Genomic DNA, 14,898 nt, shown 5'->3' with positions numbered 1-14,898 from the left:
GGAGCCCGCGTCGTTCGGCGCCAATTGATCGGTATCCTCGCCAGTCGAGTTGACTGGAAGTTGAGGTATTCGTGACTATGTATTCGTCTTTCACGGGAGTGAGCGGATGGCCGACAAGGCGAGAATGGAGAAGAAGGCCGACACCAAGCGCATGTCTGCGAAAGCCAAGTCGCCCGAGCCGGCTGCCAAGTCACCCGCCCGCAAGCCTACTAAAGCCGCGGCGAAGGCATCTCCGGCGCGCTCCGCAATGCCTGAATCCACCGCAGAAAACAGCGAAAGCGCGGAAGCGGCGACGAAGCCGAAGCTTCTCTCAGGCGGCAATCCGCAGATCGCCAAGGGCGACGGCGACGCGCCGGTGCAGGCCTATATCGCCGCAATGCCCGGCTGGAAAAGCGATCTCGGACGCCGCCTCGACGCGCTGATCGAGCGGACCGTCCCCGATGTCCGCAAGGCGGTCAAATGGAACTCGCCGCTCTATGGAATGGAGGAGCAGAGCTGGTTCCTCGGCATTCACTGTTTCACGAAATACATCAAGGTGGCGTTCTTTCGCGGCACCTCGCTGCATCCGGTGCCGCCAGGCGAGTCCAAACAGAAGGAAGTGCGGTACCTGAACATCCATGAGGACGAGGAGCTGGACGAGGCTCAGTTTGCCGCCTGGGTGAAGCAAGCCAGCCAATTGCCCGGCGAACGCATGTGAGCGGAGAGGGCAAGGGCGTGCGCGACGGCAATCATGAAGAGAGTGAAACAACCATGGAGAAGAGGATGGAAGGGGAAAACTCTCCCTCGCAGCTGATCGATGCGAGGATAGAAGAGCTGGGCGACTGGCGGGGCGAGACGCTCGCCCGCGTGCGAAAGCTTATCAAGGATGCCGACCCGGACGTGGTCGAGGAGTGGAAGTGGCGGGGCGTTCCGGTTTGGTCGCATGCCGGAATCATCTGTACCGGCGAGACCTACAAGAGCGTCGTCAAGCTGACCTTCGCCAAGGGTGCTTCGTTGGAGGATCCTGCGAGCCTGTTCAACTCCAGCCTCGAAGGCAATACCAGGCGCGCCATCGATATCCATGAGGGCGAAAAGATCGACGAAGAGGCGTTGAAGGCGCTCATTCGGGCGGCCGCGGCACTGAACCTATCGTCAAAGGCTGGTCACCCCCAGAAAAGATCGAAGAGCGCCTGAGAATCATCGTGCAATCGGCCCAATGACGGCGCCGCAATCCCGCCAAATGACTCCACGCAAAAAGAAAGCCCCGGATTGCTCCGGGGCCGTTCGTTCGATGATTGCCGGTGGCGATCAGCAACGGTCGATATAGCGGCGGCCGTAGCGGTCGCGGTAGTAGCACTGGCCCGGCTGCTCGGTGACGTTGCCGATCACGGCGCCGGAAACGCCGCCGATGGCGGCGCCGACCGCCGCGCCGCGCACGTCGTTCGTGATGGCGCCGCCGATGATCGCGCCCGACGCCGCGCCGATGCCGGCACCCTTCTCCGTCTGCGTGCAGCTTGCAACCGACAGGGCGACCAGAACAAGTGCGATGGCTTTCTTCATGTTGTCCTCTCCGATCTCTACGGATGTCAGCCTGTCGCTTCGTCCGTCTCTTGGGTGGTGGCGGCGAGACGCGACCCGCGTCCCTCCACTTGAACTTGCAATGCGGAAAATACCCCGCCGCCCAGGAAAGTCCACTGGAGGCGGCGCGGTCGTCCGGCCGCAAGATAATGCGATCCTTCCTGAACAGAAGATGAAGGCGCTGTTTCCGCCGTTACATGCCGTGACGGATTTTTTTGCCCTTCTGCGGCCGAGACGGTTGCGACATTCGGCAAAAAGACAAATGATACAACGTCGACAATGGTCCGGGAGGAGCGGACCACTGGCAAAGGGCATTGATATCAGGGCGCGTACTTTCAGTCGCGTGAACATATCTCACCCGATTCGAAGCCGCGCTCGCCCTGGTACGGACCGACCCCGGAGGAGCGAAATGGCGAAAGTAACAATGACGGTCAACGGCCGCCAGGTAAGCGGCGTCTGCGACGACCGGACGCTGCTGGTGCACTTTATCCGCGAAAATCTCGGACTGACCGGTACTCATGTCGGCTGCGACACGTCGCAATGCGGTGCCTGTGTCGTCCATATGAACGGCCAATCGGTGAAGAGCTGTTCCATCCTTGCGGCGCAAGCCGCAGGTTCGGCGATCACGACCATCGAGGGATTGGCGCAAAATGGCGAGCTCCACCCAGTGCAGGCAGCCTTCAAGGCGCATCACGGCCTGCAATGCGGCTTCTGCACGCCCGGCATGGTGATGACGGCGGTCGACATGATCAGGCGTCACGGCAGCGGTCTCGACGAGGCGACGGTCCGCTTCGAACTCGAAGGCAATATCTGTCGCTGCACCGGCTACCACAACATCGTCGAGGCGATCCTCGCCGCGGCCCAGGAAATGGGCGGCGTGCGTCAGGCAGCGGAATGAGCGGCACGCCGCTACCGGCAGAACCAATCCAGCTGAATGTCTCGGGAGGAGATAGGCAATGGGCGTTGATGGCATCGGCGCGCGCGTGGCGCGCAAGGAAGACAGGCGTTTCCTGACGGGCAAGGGGCGCTATACGGACGACATGTCGGTTCCCGGCTTGAAATATGCGGTCTTCGTGCGCAGTCCGCATGCGCATGCGACGATCACCGGCATCGACGCGACCGCCGCCAGGGCGATGCCGGGCGTCATCGATGTGCTCGACGGGAAGCAATTGCTGGCCGATGGGATCGGCAACCTGATCTGCGGCTGGATGATCCACTCCAAGGACGGCTCGCCGATGAAAATGGGCGCCTGGCGGCCGCTGGCCGACAAGACGGTGCGTTATGTCGGCGACGCCGTGGCGATCGTGGTGGCCGACAGTGTCGCCGAGGCGCGCGATGCGGCCGAAGCGGTGGTCGTCGACTACGACCTCCTGCCGGTGGTCACCGATCCGCTGCAGGCGCTCGCCTACGGAGAGCCGCAGCTTCACCCCGAGGCGCCCAACAACCTGATCTTCGACTGGGAGCTGGGCGATGCCGCGGCCGTCGACCGGGCGCTTGCGGCCGCGGCCCATGTGACCGAGCTCAAGATTTACAACAACCGCCTGGCGCCCAATCCAATGGAGCCGCGCGCCACGCTCGGCATCTACGACGCCGGCGACGATCACTATACCTGCTACACGACCAGCCAGAACCCGCATCTGGCACGGCTGGTAATGAGCGCCTTCTACAATGTCGCACCGGAAAACAAGCTCAGGGTGATCGCCCCCGACGTCGGCGGCGGCTTCGGCTCGAAGATCTATATCTATCCGGAGGAGATCGTCTGTCTCTGGGCCTCGAAGCGGACCGGCGTGCCGGTCAAGTGGACCTGCGACCGCACCGAAGCCTTTCTCACCGACGCCCATGGCCGCGACCACGTCTCGACCGTGAAGATGGCCTTCGATGCCGGCAACCGGATCACCGCGCTGAAAGTCGACACCATCGCCAATCTCGGCGCCTATATGTCGCTCTTCTCTTCCTGCGTACCGACCTATCTCTACGCGACGCTGCTTTCCGGTCAGTACGACATCCCGGCGATCCACGCCAATGTCCGCAGCGTCTATACCAACACGGTGCCGGTCGACGCCTATCGCGGCGCCGGACGACCGGAGGCGACCTACCTGCTCGAGCGGACGATGGAGACGGCGGCGCGCGAGCTCGGCATTTCGCCGGCGGAACTGCGTCGCACCAATTTCATCCGCTCTTTCCCGCACCAGACGCCGGTGATCATGAACTACGATGCCGGCGACTACGAAGCCTCGCTCAACGCGGCGATGACGGCGGCAGACTGGAGCGGCTTTGCGGCCCGCAAGGCCGAGGCCGAAGGGCGCGGAATGAAACGCGGCATCGGCATGAGCTGTTACATCGAGGCCTGCGGGCTTGCGCCCTCGGCGGCGGTTGGTTCGCTCGGCGCCGGCGTCGGACTGTGGGAATCGGCCGAGGTCAAGGTCAACATGGCCGGCACAATCGAGGTAATGACCGGTTCGCACAGCCATGGCCAGGGGCATGAAACAACCTTCGCCCAGCTCGTCGCCGACCGGCTCGGCCTGCCGATCGACAGCATCAACATCGTCCATGGCGACACCGACAAGGTGCAGATGGGCATGGGCACCTACGGCTCACGCTCCGGCGCGGTCGGCATGTCGGCGCTGGCCAAGGCGCTCGACAAGGTCGAGGCCAAGGCGAAGAAGATCGCCGCGCATCTGATGGAGGCGGACGAGAGCGACATCGTCATCGAAGACGGGGCGCTGAAGGTCGCAGGCACCGACAGGTCGGTCCCCTGGTTCCAGATGGCGCTTGCCGCCTATACCGCCCATAACCTGCCGCCGGGACTCGAGCCGGGGCTGAAGGAGAGCGCCTTCTACGATCCGGCCAACTTCACCTTCCCGGCTGGCTGCTACATCTGCGAAGTGGAGGTCGATCCGGAGACTGGCCGCACGCATATCGTCCAGTTCGTCGCGGCGGACGATTTCGGCAACATCATCAATCCGATGATCGTCGAGGGCCAGGTGCATGGCGGGCTGGCGCAAGGCATCGGCCAGGCTCTGCTCGAGGGGGTCCGCTACGATGACAGCGGCCAACTGCTGACGGCGAGCTACCTGGACTACGCGATGCCGCGCGCCGACGACGTCCCGTCGTTCAACGTGTCGACCTCGAACACCCCCTGTCCGAACAATCCGCTCGGCGTCAAGGGCTGCGGCGAGGCTGGCGCGATCGGCTCACCGCCGGCGCTGATCAACGCGATCACCGACGCGATCGGCAACAATCAGCTGACGATGCCGGCGACGCCGGAAAAGGTCTGGGCAGCGGCTCAAGCCGCCCACTGATCGGGAGGAACTTAGGATGTATGAGACCAACTATCACAGAGCCTCCTCGATCCAGGAAGCGGTGCAGATGATGGGCGCCGCGGCGGAGGGCAAATATCTCTCTGGCGGCATGACGCTCATCCCGACCATGCGCTTGCGGCTCGCCGCGCCGAGCGATCTTGTCGATCTGCGGCACATCACCGAGTTGAAAGGGATCGCCGTCGACGGCCGCTCCGTCCGGATCGGCGCTGCTGCGACGCATGAGGAGGTCGCCATCTCAGCCGAGCTCGGCGCGGTCTGCCCGGCCCTCTGCGACCTCGCCGGCCACATCGGCGACCCGGCGGTGCGCCACATGGGAACGATCGGCGGCTCGATCGCCAACAACGACCCGGCGGCGGACTACCCGGCCGCGATGCTGGGGCTCGATGCGGTGATCGTCACCGACCGGCGTGAGATCAAGGCGGACGACTTCTTTACCGACCTGTTCGAAACGGCGCTGGAGGAAGGAGAAATCATCACCGCCGTGCGCTTCGACGCGCCGGCCAAGGCCGCCTATCAGAAGTTCGCCAACCCAGCCTCGCGATACGCCATGACCGGCGTCTTTGTCGCCCGGCGCGACGACGGCAATGTCCGCGTCGCGGTGACGGGAGCCGGCTCCAACGGCGTCTTCCGCCATAACGGCCTGGAGGCGGCGCTTTCCGCCAACTGGTCGCCGGATGCGGTGGCGAATGTAGCGGTCGACGCATCGGATTTGCTGACAGACCTTCACGCCAGCGCCGCCTACCGCGCCAATCTCGTCAAGGTTATGACCAAGCGTGCCGTGGCGGCTGCCTGAGGACGCGAGAAGGAAAGAAAGGACGGCCGCGGCCGTCCTTTTTGCAATTGCTTGACTTCGATCAAAGTTAAGGGGATTGAGTTGCCTTAGCCGTTTTGGAATAGTTCAAAACTAGAGGCCTTTTGCCGCAGTCGCGTGGCCGGAGGCCGTTCCGGGGTTGACCCCTGGTCGCTTTGAATGAAGAAAGGCGGCAGGGCATCGGAGATGATGATGGATTTCGAGAGTTTCTTCAAAAACGAGCTGGACGGGCTGCATCAGGAAGGCCGCTATCGGGTCTTCGCCGATCTCGCCCGCCACCGCGGTGATTTTCCGAAGGCGACGCGCTACACGGCCGACGGCACCCAGGAGGTCACGGTCTGGTGCTCGAATGATTATCTCGGCATGGGTCAGTCGCCGGTCGTCACCGAAGCGATGAAGCGGGCGATCGACGAATGCGGCGCCGGCGCCGGCGGAACGCGCAACATCTCCGGGACCAATCACTACCACGTTCTCCTCGAGCGCGAACTTGCCGACCTGCACGGCAAGGAATCGGCGCTGCTCTTCACCTCCGGCTATGTCTCCAACTGGGCCGCCCTCGGCACGCTCTGTTCCAAGATTCCCGGCGTCATCGTCTTCTCGGACGCCGGGAATCACGCTTCGATGATCGAGGGAATCCGGCATTCGAAATGCGAGCGCGTAATCTTCAAGCACAATTCGGTGGCCGATCTCGAGGCGAAACTGGCGGCTGCTGATCCGCGTGCACCGAAAATCATCGCCTTTGAATCCGTCTATTCGATGGATGGCGACATCGCGCCGATCAAGGAATTCTGCGATCTCGCCGACAAATATGGCGCGATGACCTATCTCGACGAGGTGCATGCGGTCGGCATGTACGGCCCGCGCGGCGGCGGCATTGCCGAGCGCGAGGGGCTGATGCACCGGTTGACGGTGATCGAGGGTACGCTCGGCAAGGCCTTCGGCGTCATGGGCGGTTACATCACCGGTCCGGCGGCGCTCTGCGATTTCATCCGCTCCTTCGCCTCCGGCTTCATCTTCACGACCGCTTTGCCGCCGGCGCTTGCCGCCGGCGCACTCGCCTCGATCCGGCATCTCAAGGAAAGCCAGCGCGAACGCTTCGCCCATCAGGAGCGGGTGCGCCGGCTGCGATCGCTGCTCGATCAGCGCGGCATTCCGCACATGGTTAATCCGAGCCATATCGTCCCGGTGATGGTCGGCGACGCCGCCAAGTGCAAGTGGATCTCCGACCTGCTGCTCGACAATTTCGGCGTCTATGTCCAACCGATCAACTATCCGACGGTTCCGAAAAAGACCGAGCGACTGCGCATCACGCCGACGCCGCTGCATTCGGATGACGACATCGACCACCTGGTCGGCGCGCTGCATTCGCTGTGGTCGCGCTGCGCGCTGGCAAGGGCGGTCGCGTAAGCTACGGCGAACCTGGATCAGATCAGCCCGGCCGCCGCATGCCGGGCTTTTTCATCCGCCGCGAAGACGTCGTCCATGGTCATCGCGGCCGGCAGGTCTGAGAGCCGATCCATCACTTTTTCGACGATTTCCGCCATGGCGAGAAAGCCGATGCGGCCCTTGATGAAGGCTTCGAGGGCAGTTTCCTTGGCGCCGTTCAGCACCGCACCCTGAATCCCGCCGGCCTCCATGGCGCGTCGCGCCAAGCGGAGTGCCGGGAAGCGCGCCTCGTCCGGCGCCTCGAAATCGAGCCGCGCGAGCTTGGCGAAGTCGAGCCGCTCGATCGGCAGGTCGCAGCGTTTCGGATAGGAAAGCGCATAGCCGATCGCCGTACGCATGTCGGGGCAGCCGAGCTGGGCGAGCACCGATCCGTCGCTGTAGCCGACCATCGAATGGACGATCGACTGTGGATGGACGATCACCTCTATCTGGTCTGGGCGCAGGCGGAAAAGATGGCGCGCCTCGATCATTTCGAGCGCCTTGTTGAACATCGAGGCGCTGTCGATCGAAATCTTCAGCCCCATCGACCAGTTCGGGTGGGCGCGGGCGATGTCAGCGGTCACATGCCGCATCTCTTCGAGCGTCTTCGTGCGGAACGGACCGCCCGAGGCCGTCAGGACGACCCGTTCGACGGCATGGCGCTGGTCGTTCTCCAGCACCTGGAAGATCGCATTGTGCTCGCTGTCGACGGGCAGCAGCCGGCCTCCGCCCTTGCTGACCGCCTCGATGAACAGGCTGCCAGCGGAGACGAGGCATTCCTTGTTGGCAAGCGCGATGTCGGCACCGCGCCGCGCCGCAGCAAGCGTCGGCGCAAGACCCGCATTGCCGACGATTGCCGCCATCAGCCAGCCGGAATCGCGTTCGGCCGCCTCGACCAGGCCGCTCCGCCCGGCGGCCACTTCGATGCCGCTGCCGGCAAGGGCATCCTTGAGTTCGTTGTAGCGGTGTTCGTCCGCGGTTACCGCCAGCTCTGCCCCCATGCGCCGCGCCTGCTCGGCGAGAAGGGGTATGTTGCCGTTGCCGGTCAGGGCCGCGATCTCGAAGCGGTCCCGCCCGCCGAGCCGCTCGACGACGTCGAGCGTGTTGGTGCCGATCGAGCCGGTCGAGCCCAGTACCGTCAGGCGGCGCTTGCCTTCCTCGCCGGATGCCATTGCCAGATCCCGTTTTCTTCTTGTTGAAACGTTTTGGATAGGCTCTACAGCCGAAACCCGCCGGCAACAAGCGTAGAAGCGGCCGCTCTTCTTTATCCGGCGCTCCTGGGGTAGGAATCGATGCGGCGGCAATGCCGCAGCGATCGCATGAGGAGTTCCGATGCTCAACGTCCTGACAGCCGCATCCTGCGCCTGCGTGCTGATCGAGCTTGCCTCGCTGCGATCGGTCGGCGCCGAAAACGTGCCGCCGGAATTGATCGGTTCCTGGCGCGCCGAGACCATCAACTCCGGCGAAGCGGTCGACGATCCCGAGGTGGTTCTCGAAATCCGCGAGGACGGTACCTTTGGCGGCACGGGCGGCTGCAATTTCTTCACCGGCGCCTTCAGCCTCTCGGAAGGAACGATCACCTTCGGCCCGACCGAGGCGACGCATACCACCTGTTCCCCCGCCGTCATGGAGCAGGAGCAGAGGCTTCTCGACCTGCTGAAAGCCGCACTCGCTTGGAAGGTGAATGGCGCGATGCTTGCTCTGGCAGGACCGGACGGCGCGTCGGTCATGCGTCTTGTGAGTGTCAAGGGCTAGCCAAGTCTTATCCGCAGCATCTCCAGATGTTCGAGGTGTTCTTCGATCAGCAGGCGGGTAAGCCTTGCGACGTTCCGTCGCTCGCGGTCCCGGCCCGATCTCACATATTCCTCGTGGATCGCCAGAAGTTTCTTGTGCCCGTCAGACTGCAGCAACACATAGGCCTTGTCGAAGGCGGGCCCCTGCAAGCTTCTGAGCTTTTCAAGCGCGGTGCGGCCTTCCGCGTCCAACATCGTTTCCAATTGAGCGTCGCGGGCGGGCCGGAACCGTCGCTTGTCCCGCCATAGGGTTCCATCGATCGAAGGACGTTGGAGACCGCCTCCTGCTCGGCGATTTCCCATTTGGCAAATTGCTTCAGGAGGGCGTCGCTCGTCGTGTTTTCGGCCGTACGGCTGGCGGCCAAGGAGAGGGCGCCGACCCGCATTGCCGATCGGGCGTGTTTCCGCTCGGCATCATCAGCCGCCATCTCTTGGGCGACAGCGCTTGCCAAGGGCGGCCAGGTAGGCAAGGCGCCGGCGGCGGCCAGACAGAGAACATGACGGCGTCTCATGACGGATCCTCGCGAGCGCTAAGGGACGGTAGACACGCCCCGGCAGTGCCCGCAGATGCGGACACTGCCTACAGCGAAGGTGGGGGACTTGATTGTCGCTACCAACTCTGGAGCGATGCCCAATTAATTCGCGACGCGGAAAATTGTTCCAGAGCGCGGAAAGCGAAGCCGACTACCCCGCGTAAGCTGCTCCGCGGCCGGTGGTGCCGTTGCTCCGGAACGTCGGCCAATGGTCGCAATCGACGGCCGCAGGAACAATCGGCCAAATCCACCATTACTCCCTCCGTTGCAAGAAGATCCGGATCGAGCGAAGGAGACAGACATGGCGGACTCACATGCGATTTCCCGTCCGCAGCGGGATGCAGACTATCCGGGCCGGCAGGCAGACTGCGTCGCGGCTCTGAGACCGGCGGTGGCGGACCTCGCTGCAAAATCCCAGGACAGTATCGTGGCAGCCATCGGCGGGGAAATGACCGACGACCTGGCCGCTCTGGCCCACCAGGCCGAAGCGGCAGGCTGGAGCTATAAGGAAGCGTCTTCCGCCATCGAGACCCTGGCGCGCGAATACGAGGGCGCAAAAGGGGCGATCTTCGACTGAAGAGCTCTGCACCTTCGAGGAGGAACATTCGCTCTCGGACACCGGTACCCAGGGCGTTTGCGCGTGCAAAAATCAGCCAAAGCGCCTCAACTGCTCCGCTTCCTTCTCGAGCAGTTCGGCCACTTCGTCCAGCGACATGTGCGTGGCACAGAGGTGAATGGCGCATTCGAGAAAACGCGTCGACGACCGGCGCAGGTAGAGCGCCTCTTCCCGGGCGGACAATTCCGGAAGGGGGTTTCTTTTGTCGGGGCGAGGATCGGGCATTCGAAACTCCTTCGGTTCGCCACGTTGCGAGACGGCGTGCCACATCACAGCCAGTCGGCGGCGACGGCGTAAATCAGAATGGTTGCGGCAAGCACAACGCCGGAGATCAGCAGCGACAGTCCCAGCGGCGGCCTCGAGGGGCGGTCATGTTCGGTGGCAAAGGGGCGCATAGCATCGCCGAACTCCGTGGAGACAGCCGGTTCGCCGTGATGCTGCGCTGCTCTCGCTTCTTGCGTCATCTGCGCATTGAGCGGAGTTCCCGCCGCCTCGCCGTCGGTCTCGAGCGGTGCCGCGGCCGGATCGAACCCCGCCCTCTTGTCGCCGGTCCTGCCGTGCTGGATGTCTCCGCGCAACTGTGCCGGGTTGTTTGCCGTCTTGGGCAGCTTGGACATGCTTTTCTCCCTTCTGCCGTCAGAACAACTGGCTTTTGCAGCGTTTGTTCCCGTTCGGGCCCGCCACCGATTCGCTCCGGAACCTCCAGGAGTGCCCGAGCGTTGGGTGCAGCGGGAAGCACCGGTGGGATTGACCGAGCCTCGAGCTATGGACAGAAAAGTGTTCTACGAAGAGTGTTCGCGTATCCTCGGCGCCTCCCACGCTTATGAGGCGCCGCGCTACCGCGAGATCAATCGCTGGAACAATCGGCGCCCCGGCAATGGACGGTTTCCTGGCTACGGTCTGATCCGAGCGTTCGGACCGCATCATATCCAGATCGCTTTGCGGCAGCCGGTCGAGCTCAATCTGTTGTGCCACTCGGAAGGGGAGGCGCTCGCGGCATTGGAACGCGCGGCGAGGCAAGCGGGTCCTGAGGCGACTTAGCGAGCGTTGTTTTCCGGAGGACGCTCGTAGAGCCTATCGATCTCGCGCTTCTGGGCTTCCTTCGTCACGGGCGGGAGCGCTTTCTGCCGCATGATCGCATAGGCGATGGCCGCGCCGAGGAGGAAGGCACCGCCACCGGTCACCAATAGCCAGAAATAGTCCATCAACATGTTCGGTGCCTCCTTGCGATAGAGCCCCGGCCGCGGGTCAGTCAGGCTTCGGCGCCTTCACATCGCCGAGGCGCACCTCTTCGCGCGAGGGATTGTCGGCGATCGACTGCTCCTCTTCGTCACTTGGAAGCGCCTCGTCCGGATCGACGTTCTGCTCGTCTCTGCTGCGCACCGGGCGTACGCGGCCTTGGACGACCGGTCGGACTTTCATGCTTTCCGGCGTGCCCGGCACCTCTTCATCGGCGGGCGGAGCGGGGTTCCTGCGAGGGTCGTTTGGGCTGTTGCGTACCATCGTGTCTTCCTTCTTCTGAGAGAGGAAAGCGGAGTTAAAGAGTTTGTTCCCCTGGTTGGGGCGTGCCACAGGGCTGGCGTCACCTATCAATGCTTGGCCGTCACGCCGCGCTGATCCCGCTCCAGGAAAGTGCGAGTGATTTCCGCCGCATGCTGGTCGAGCCACTCGGCCATCTCGACTTCCTGCTGTAGGATGGTTTCGCACACCCGCTTCGTCTCCTCGTCGCCCGCATAGTCTGCGGCAGCGATCAGGATCTTGTAGCTGGCGATTTCCATATGTTCGAACGTGTAGCTGGCAAGCGAGCCCTTGACGACTTCGTCGCTGACGAAGAGCCCGCTCAAACCCTGGCCGATGGCTACGATCTTGCCGCTGATATCCTTGACTGCGGAGGTCCCGCCATGCAGTCGCTCCAGGCACCGCTTGAGCATCGCGGCCTGGTCGCGGGTCTCCTGCAGGTGGCGATCGATCCGGGCTTTGAGCTCAGGATAGTTTTCCAGCCGCCGGGATTGACTGGTGAGCATCGTGATCGCCTGCTCCTCCATGGCATGCGCATCCCGGAGCCAAGCCTGTAAGTGTTCGCTCGCCTTGTGCATCGCTTGTTCCTCCTGATTGGACCTGATCCAACCGGCCTTGCTGCGAAAGGTTCCGTGGGGAAGGGTGGAGTGCGAAGACCGCCGCGGAACAATTCCAATCCCTGGCGATTGATAGGAAGCAGCAAAACCGCAGGTTTCTCTGATTCAATCACAGCAATCGCCGGAAGGTACGATGTCGAAGACCGTGGCCGCAGCAGTGATCGTCGCCCTGATATTGGTGGCCGTGCTTTGGACGATCTTTCCGTTCGACGGACCGGCCGAAGAGGGGCAGCCGGCGCCCCATGCGATCGACCAGTCGGAATGACCACCTCGAGGAAGCTCATGCAGGAAGAACTGAAGATTTACCGGCTAACGCCGCTCGCTGATCCTGGGGACCCGAACTGGCAGAATGCCAGGTACCAGGGTGAAGTGGTCGTCGCAGCACGCTCGGCCGGTGACGCCCGGATCGTCGCCTCGGAAGCCGAGCTCGATTTCCGTGAGATCGACGCAAAGCCGGCGGAAGGCGTGACTACCGACATGGCGAGCGCCTTTCGCAATGAAAAGCTCTATACAGTGATCGAAGAGGGACCGGCGCCTCCGGGCTGGGAACGAGGACTGATCGCCGGCCAGGTCACGGTCGACAACATCATTTCCACCCAGCTTTGAAGATCGCCCGCAACGGCAGGCGCGCACTCCGTTCATAGTCCGAAGGGGAAGGTCTCGGGGAGGCCCGGTCCGACATGTTCGCGCGCCAGCGGTATAACCGGCGACGTTTTGTCGAACCAGACAAAGGCGTCGAACTGCCGCGGCAGCGAGGCATGGGCATAGTGGCTCAGCCGCTCGGTATCCGGCCGGTAGATCACGCCGATGAATCGCTCGATCTTCGGTTCGAGCAGACGGTCGCGAAGTTCCCGGTCTTGGGAGAGGTCCAGGAGAAAGCGGCCGACCCGTGAATCATGGAAATGCCGCTCGTAACTGCCCTCGAGCGACGGCCGTATCGCCTTCACCTCCATCTCGCTTCCCCAGTCGCTTGCCGCGGCGACCTGCCCGTCATGGGTGCCGAAGCCGATCAGCGCCGTCTCATCAGGGAAATGCTCGCGGCAGAGCTGACCGATATTGAGCTCGTCGCGTGCCGTTCCCATGTCGGTGTGGCGGGCGTCGCCGATATGAGAATTATGGGCCCAGACGACGGCTTTGGCGCCGGATCCGCGCGCATTGAGAACATGCCGCAGCGTCTCGAACATATGGGTGTCGCGCATGTTCCAAGACTCCGCACCGGCGTAGTACATGACGCGGTAGTATTTTTCCGCCGAGGCGACGAGCCGCGCATTCTGCGCAGCATCCAGCAGGTCGTCGCCGCTCTCCCGGCCGGCCTCAAGTTGTCTTTCCAGCAAGTCGCGGCACTGCCGGACGACCGCCTCCTCGCATTCCCGGAAGCTCTTGCTCAAGGCCGCCCGGCCATAGGTGGACGGTTCGTTCTGCCAAGGCGTCAGGCATCCATAGCGCTGGCGTGCAATCGCTCCCGCCTGCGAATCGACCTTGTCGAGATATGCGAGGACTGCGGCAATCGAGCCGCTCATATTGTAGATGTCAAGGCCATAGAATCCCGCTCTCGACGCTTCATCCTTTTCCTCGTTGTGACTGCGCAGCCATTCGACGAAGTCCATTACCTCGCGGTTTCGCCACATCCAGGTGGGGAAGCGCTGGAAGGGAACCTGCGGTCGGGCGCTCGGCGGCCGGTGGCGGACGTAGCGATCGACCGCCGCGGCATCCGGCCAGTCCGCCTCGACGGCGACGATGGTGAAGCCATGCGCCTCGATAAGCCGCCGCGTTATGGCGGCGCGCGCGATAGAATTCCGACGTGCCGTGGCTTGCCTCGCCGAGCAACACCAACCGGCGTTCGGCGAAGCGGTCGAAGAGGCGCCCGAAGGCGGGGTCGTCGAAATCGGGGAGCGGTTCGGCCGCGTCGGCGATCAACTCGGGCAGGCTGCGCGAGCGGCCGGGTTTCGCATGCAGTTGGTTCCTCTCTTCCTGCCAGCCCTGCTCACCGATGAGCGGCACGAACCTAACGCCGCCGAGATCCTGTTCCTCGAACGTAGTGGCATTGACGCGGGTGATCCTCATAAGGCGCTGCTCGTCGCGCGGGCCGATCGGGATTACCAAATGGCCTCCGAGATCCAACTGCTCCTTGAGGGCCTGCGGCACGTCCGGACCGCCCGCTGCCACGAGGATGGCATCGAACGGCCCGGCTTCCGGCCAGCCCGTCGTTCCATCGCCGACCCGCACGGAGATATTGTCGAAGCCCAGCTTGGTGAAGCGACTTTCGGCGGCCTCGGCCAAGCCGGCATGGCGCTCTACCGTGTAGACGTGCGCAGCAATGCGGCTCAAGATCGCCGCCGCATAGCCCGATCCCGTGCCGATCTCCAGAACGGTATCGCCCGGCTGCAGCTCCGCCTTTTCCGTCATTAGCGCGACGATGAAGGGCTGCGAAATGGTCTGGCCATGGCCGATCGACAGCGCCGAATCCTCATAGGCGAATTCCTCGAAGCCGGGGTCGACGAAGGCCTCGCGAGGGACGATCCGCATCGCTTCAAGAACGTCGGGATCCCGGATGCCGCGGCGCGAGAGGTGGGACAGGATCATTCTCTCGCGAGCATGGGAAAAATCGATCATGACGGACCCTCCTTGCAGCGATGCAACCGCCGGCCGACGCCGCTCAGTCCGACAGCCGCGAAACGCACCGATGTCCCATGCCCGCGAGGCGT

General features: G+C 63.4%; 19 protein-coding genes and 1 pseudogene. 11 read left to right on the top strand and 9 right to left on the bottom strand.

The window, feature by feature from the left end; genetic code table 11:
- The first annotated feature begins 106 nt into the window (after positions 1-106).
- Both SS05631_RS16125 and SS05631_RS16120 read left to right on the top strand, forming a co-directional pair.
- Positions 107-697, top strand: a complete 591-nt coding sequence (locus SS05631_RS16125; RefSeq protein WP_037417604.1) for a DUF1801 domain-containing protein — start codon at positions 107-109, stop codon at positions 695-697.
- A gap of 65 nt (positions 698-762) precedes the next feature.
- Positions 763-1,173 (top strand): DUF1801 domain-containing protein, encoded by a 411-nt coding sequence (locus SS05631_RS16120; protein ID WP_086022748.1) that lies wholly within the window; start codon positions 763-765, stop codon positions 1,171-1,173.
- A gap of 114 nt (positions 1,174-1,287) precedes the next feature.
- On the opposite strand, the gene SS05631_RS16115 is transcribed toward SS05631_RS16120, so the two are convergent.
- Positions 1,288-1,539: a YMGG-like glycine zipper-containing protein gene (locus tag SS05631_RS16115; RefSeq protein WP_014766143.1), complete on the bottom strand. Its 252-nt coding sequence runs from the start codon at positions 1,537-1,539 to the stop codon at positions 1,288-1,290.
- A 427-nt stretch (positions 1,540-1,966) separates the two neighbouring features.
- Here SS05631_RS16115 and SS05631_RS16110 point away from each other — a divergent pair, with 427 nt between their 5' ends.
- From SS05631_RS16110 to hemA, 4 genes are all read left to right on the top strand, one after another.
- Positions 1,967-2,455 carry a (2Fe-2S)-binding protein gene (locus SS05631_RS16110; protein ID WP_037417599.1) on the top strand — a complete coding sequence of 163 codons (489 nt, stop codon included), beginning with the start codon at positions 1,967-1,969 and terminating at the stop codon, positions 2,453-2,455.
- A 58-nt stretch (positions 2,456-2,513) separates the two neighbouring features.
- Positions 2,514-4,859, top strand: a complete 2,346-nt coding sequence (locus SS05631_RS16105; protein ID WP_037417595.1) for a xanthine dehydrogenase family protein molybdopterin-binding subunit — start codon at positions 2,514-2,516, stop codon at positions 4,857-4,859.
- 16 nt (positions 4,860-4,875) lie between these two features.
- Positions 4,876-5,673, top strand: a complete 798-nt coding sequence (locus SS05631_RS16100) for a xanthine dehydrogenase family protein subunit M (protein WP_037417592.1) — start codon at positions 4,876-4,878, stop codon at positions 5,671-5,673.
- Positions 5,674-5,883: 210 nt separating this feature from the next.
- Entirely contained in the window at positions 5,884-7,098 is a 1,215-nt protein-coding gene (gene hemA, locus SS05631_RS16095) for a 5-aminolevulinate synthase (protein ID WP_037417643.1), read from the top strand.
- A gap of 17 nt (positions 7,099-7,115) precedes the next feature.
- Here the strand turns inward: hemA and dxr are convergent, their stop codons facing one another.
- Positions 7,116-8,288 (bottom strand): 1-deoxy-D-xylulose-5-phosphate reductoisomerase, encoded by a 1,173-nt coding sequence (gene dxr, locus SS05631_RS16090; protein ID WP_037417589.1) that lies wholly within the window; start codon positions 8,286-8,288, stop codon positions 7,116-7,118.
- A gap of 160 nt (positions 8,289-8,448) precedes the next feature.
- On the opposite strand from dxr, the gene SS05631_RS16085 reads away from it, so the two are divergent.
- Complete coding sequence (locus SS05631_RS16085; protein ID WP_050988232.1) at positions 8,449-8,871, top strand: META domain-containing protein; 423 nt, start codon at positions 8,449-8,451, stop codon at positions 8,869-8,871.
- Here the strand turns inward: SS05631_RS16085 and SS05631_RS16080 are convergent.
- Positions 8,868-9,101 (bottom strand): DUF4142 domain-containing protein, encoded by a 234-nt coding sequence (locus tag SS05631_RS16080; protein ID WP_157213170.1) that lies wholly within the window; start codon positions 9,099-9,101, stop codon positions 8,868-8,870. The genes SS05631_RS16085 and SS05631_RS16080 overlap by 4 nt on opposite strands.
- 642 nt (positions 9,102-9,743) lie before the next feature.
- On the opposite strand from SS05631_RS16080, the gene SS05631_RS16075 reads away from it, so the two are divergent.
- Positions 9,744-10,019: a hypothetical protein gene (locus tag SS05631_RS16075; RefSeq protein WP_037417583.1), complete on the top strand. Its 276-nt coding sequence runs from the start codon at positions 9,744-9,746 to the stop codon at positions 10,017-10,019.
- 72 nt (positions 10,020-10,091) lie between these two features.
- Here SS05631_RS16075 and SS05631_RS16070 read toward each other — a convergent pair whose 3' ends face one another.
- Both SS05631_RS16070 and SS05631_RS16065 read right to left on the bottom strand, forming a co-directional pair.
- Positions 10,092-10,283: a hypothetical protein gene (locus SS05631_RS16070; RefSeq protein ID WP_037417580.1), complete on the bottom strand. Its 192-nt coding sequence runs from the start codon at positions 10,281-10,283 to the stop codon at positions 10,092-10,094.
- A 44-nt stretch (positions 10,284-10,327) separates the two neighbouring features.
- A complete protein-coding gene (locus tag SS05631_RS16065; RefSeq protein ID WP_037417577.1) occupies positions 10,328-10,675 on the bottom strand; it encodes a hypothetical protein in 348 nt (115 codons plus the stop codon).
- A 148-nt stretch (positions 10,676-10,823) separates the two neighbouring features.
- Here SS05631_RS16065 and SS05631_RS16060 point away from each other — a divergent pair, with 148 nt between their 5' ends.
- On the top strand, positions 10,824-11,099 hold the full coding sequence (locus SS05631_RS16060; protein WP_037417574.1) for a hypothetical protein: 276 nt from the start codon (positions 10,824-10,826) through the stop codon (positions 11,097-11,099).
- Here the strand turns inward: SS05631_RS16060 and SS05631_RS31425 are convergent.
- The 3 genes from SS05631_RS31425 to SS05631_RS16045 form a co-directional block, all read right to left on the bottom strand.
- On the bottom strand, positions 11,096-11,269 hold the full coding sequence (locus SS05631_RS31425; RefSeq protein ID WP_086022744.1) for a hypothetical protein: 174 nt from the start codon (positions 11,267-11,269) through the stop codon (positions 11,096-11,098). The genes SS05631_RS16060 and SS05631_RS31425 overlap by 4 nt on opposite strands.
- A 37-nt stretch (positions 11,270-11,306) precedes the next feature.
- Positions 11,307-11,561: a hypothetical protein gene (locus tag SS05631_RS16050; protein WP_037417571.1), complete on the bottom strand. Its 255-nt coding sequence runs from the start codon at positions 11,559-11,561 to the stop codon at positions 11,307-11,309.
- An 86-nt stretch (positions 11,562-11,647) separates the two neighbouring features.
- The gene (locus tag SS05631_RS16045) at positions 11,648-12,154 is read right to left on the bottom strand and encodes a DUF892 family protein (RefSeq protein WP_037417568.1); all 507 of its coding nucleotides are present in this window, start codon (positions 12,152-12,154) and stop codon (positions 11,648-11,650) included.
- Positions 12,155-12,326: 172 nt separating this feature from the next.
- Here SS05631_RS16045 and SS05631_RS32525 point away from each other — a divergent pair, with 172 nt between their 5' ends.
- Positions 12,327-12,458 (top strand): hypothetical protein, encoded by a 132-nt coding sequence (locus SS05631_RS32525; protein ID WP_083853972.1) that lies wholly within the window; start codon positions 12,327-12,329, stop codon positions 12,456-12,458.
- A gap of 17 nt (positions 12,459-12,475) precedes the next feature.
- A complete protein-coding gene (locus SS05631_RS16035) occupies positions 12,476-12,799 on the top strand; it encodes a hypothetical protein (RefSeq protein WP_037417565.1) in 324 nt (107 codons plus the stop codon).
- A gap of 32 nt (positions 12,800-12,831) precedes the next feature.
- On the opposite strand, the pseudogene SS05631_RS16030 reads toward SS05631_RS16035, so the two are convergent.
- Positions 12,832-14,806 (bottom strand): annotated as a pseudogene (locus tag SS05631_RS16030) (protein-L-isoaspartate(D-aspartate) O-methyltransferase).
- Positions 14,807-14,898: the final 92 nt, after the last annotated feature.

Origin of the sequence: Sinorhizobium sp. CCBAU 05631 (assembly GCF_002288505.1) — a bacterium.
Taxonomy (GTDB): domain Bacteria; phylum Pseudomonadota; class Alphaproteobacteria; order Rhizobiales; family Rhizobiaceae; genus Sinorhizobium; species Sinorhizobium fredii_C.
This window is presented reverse-complemented; position numbering and strand designations above follow the sequence as displayed.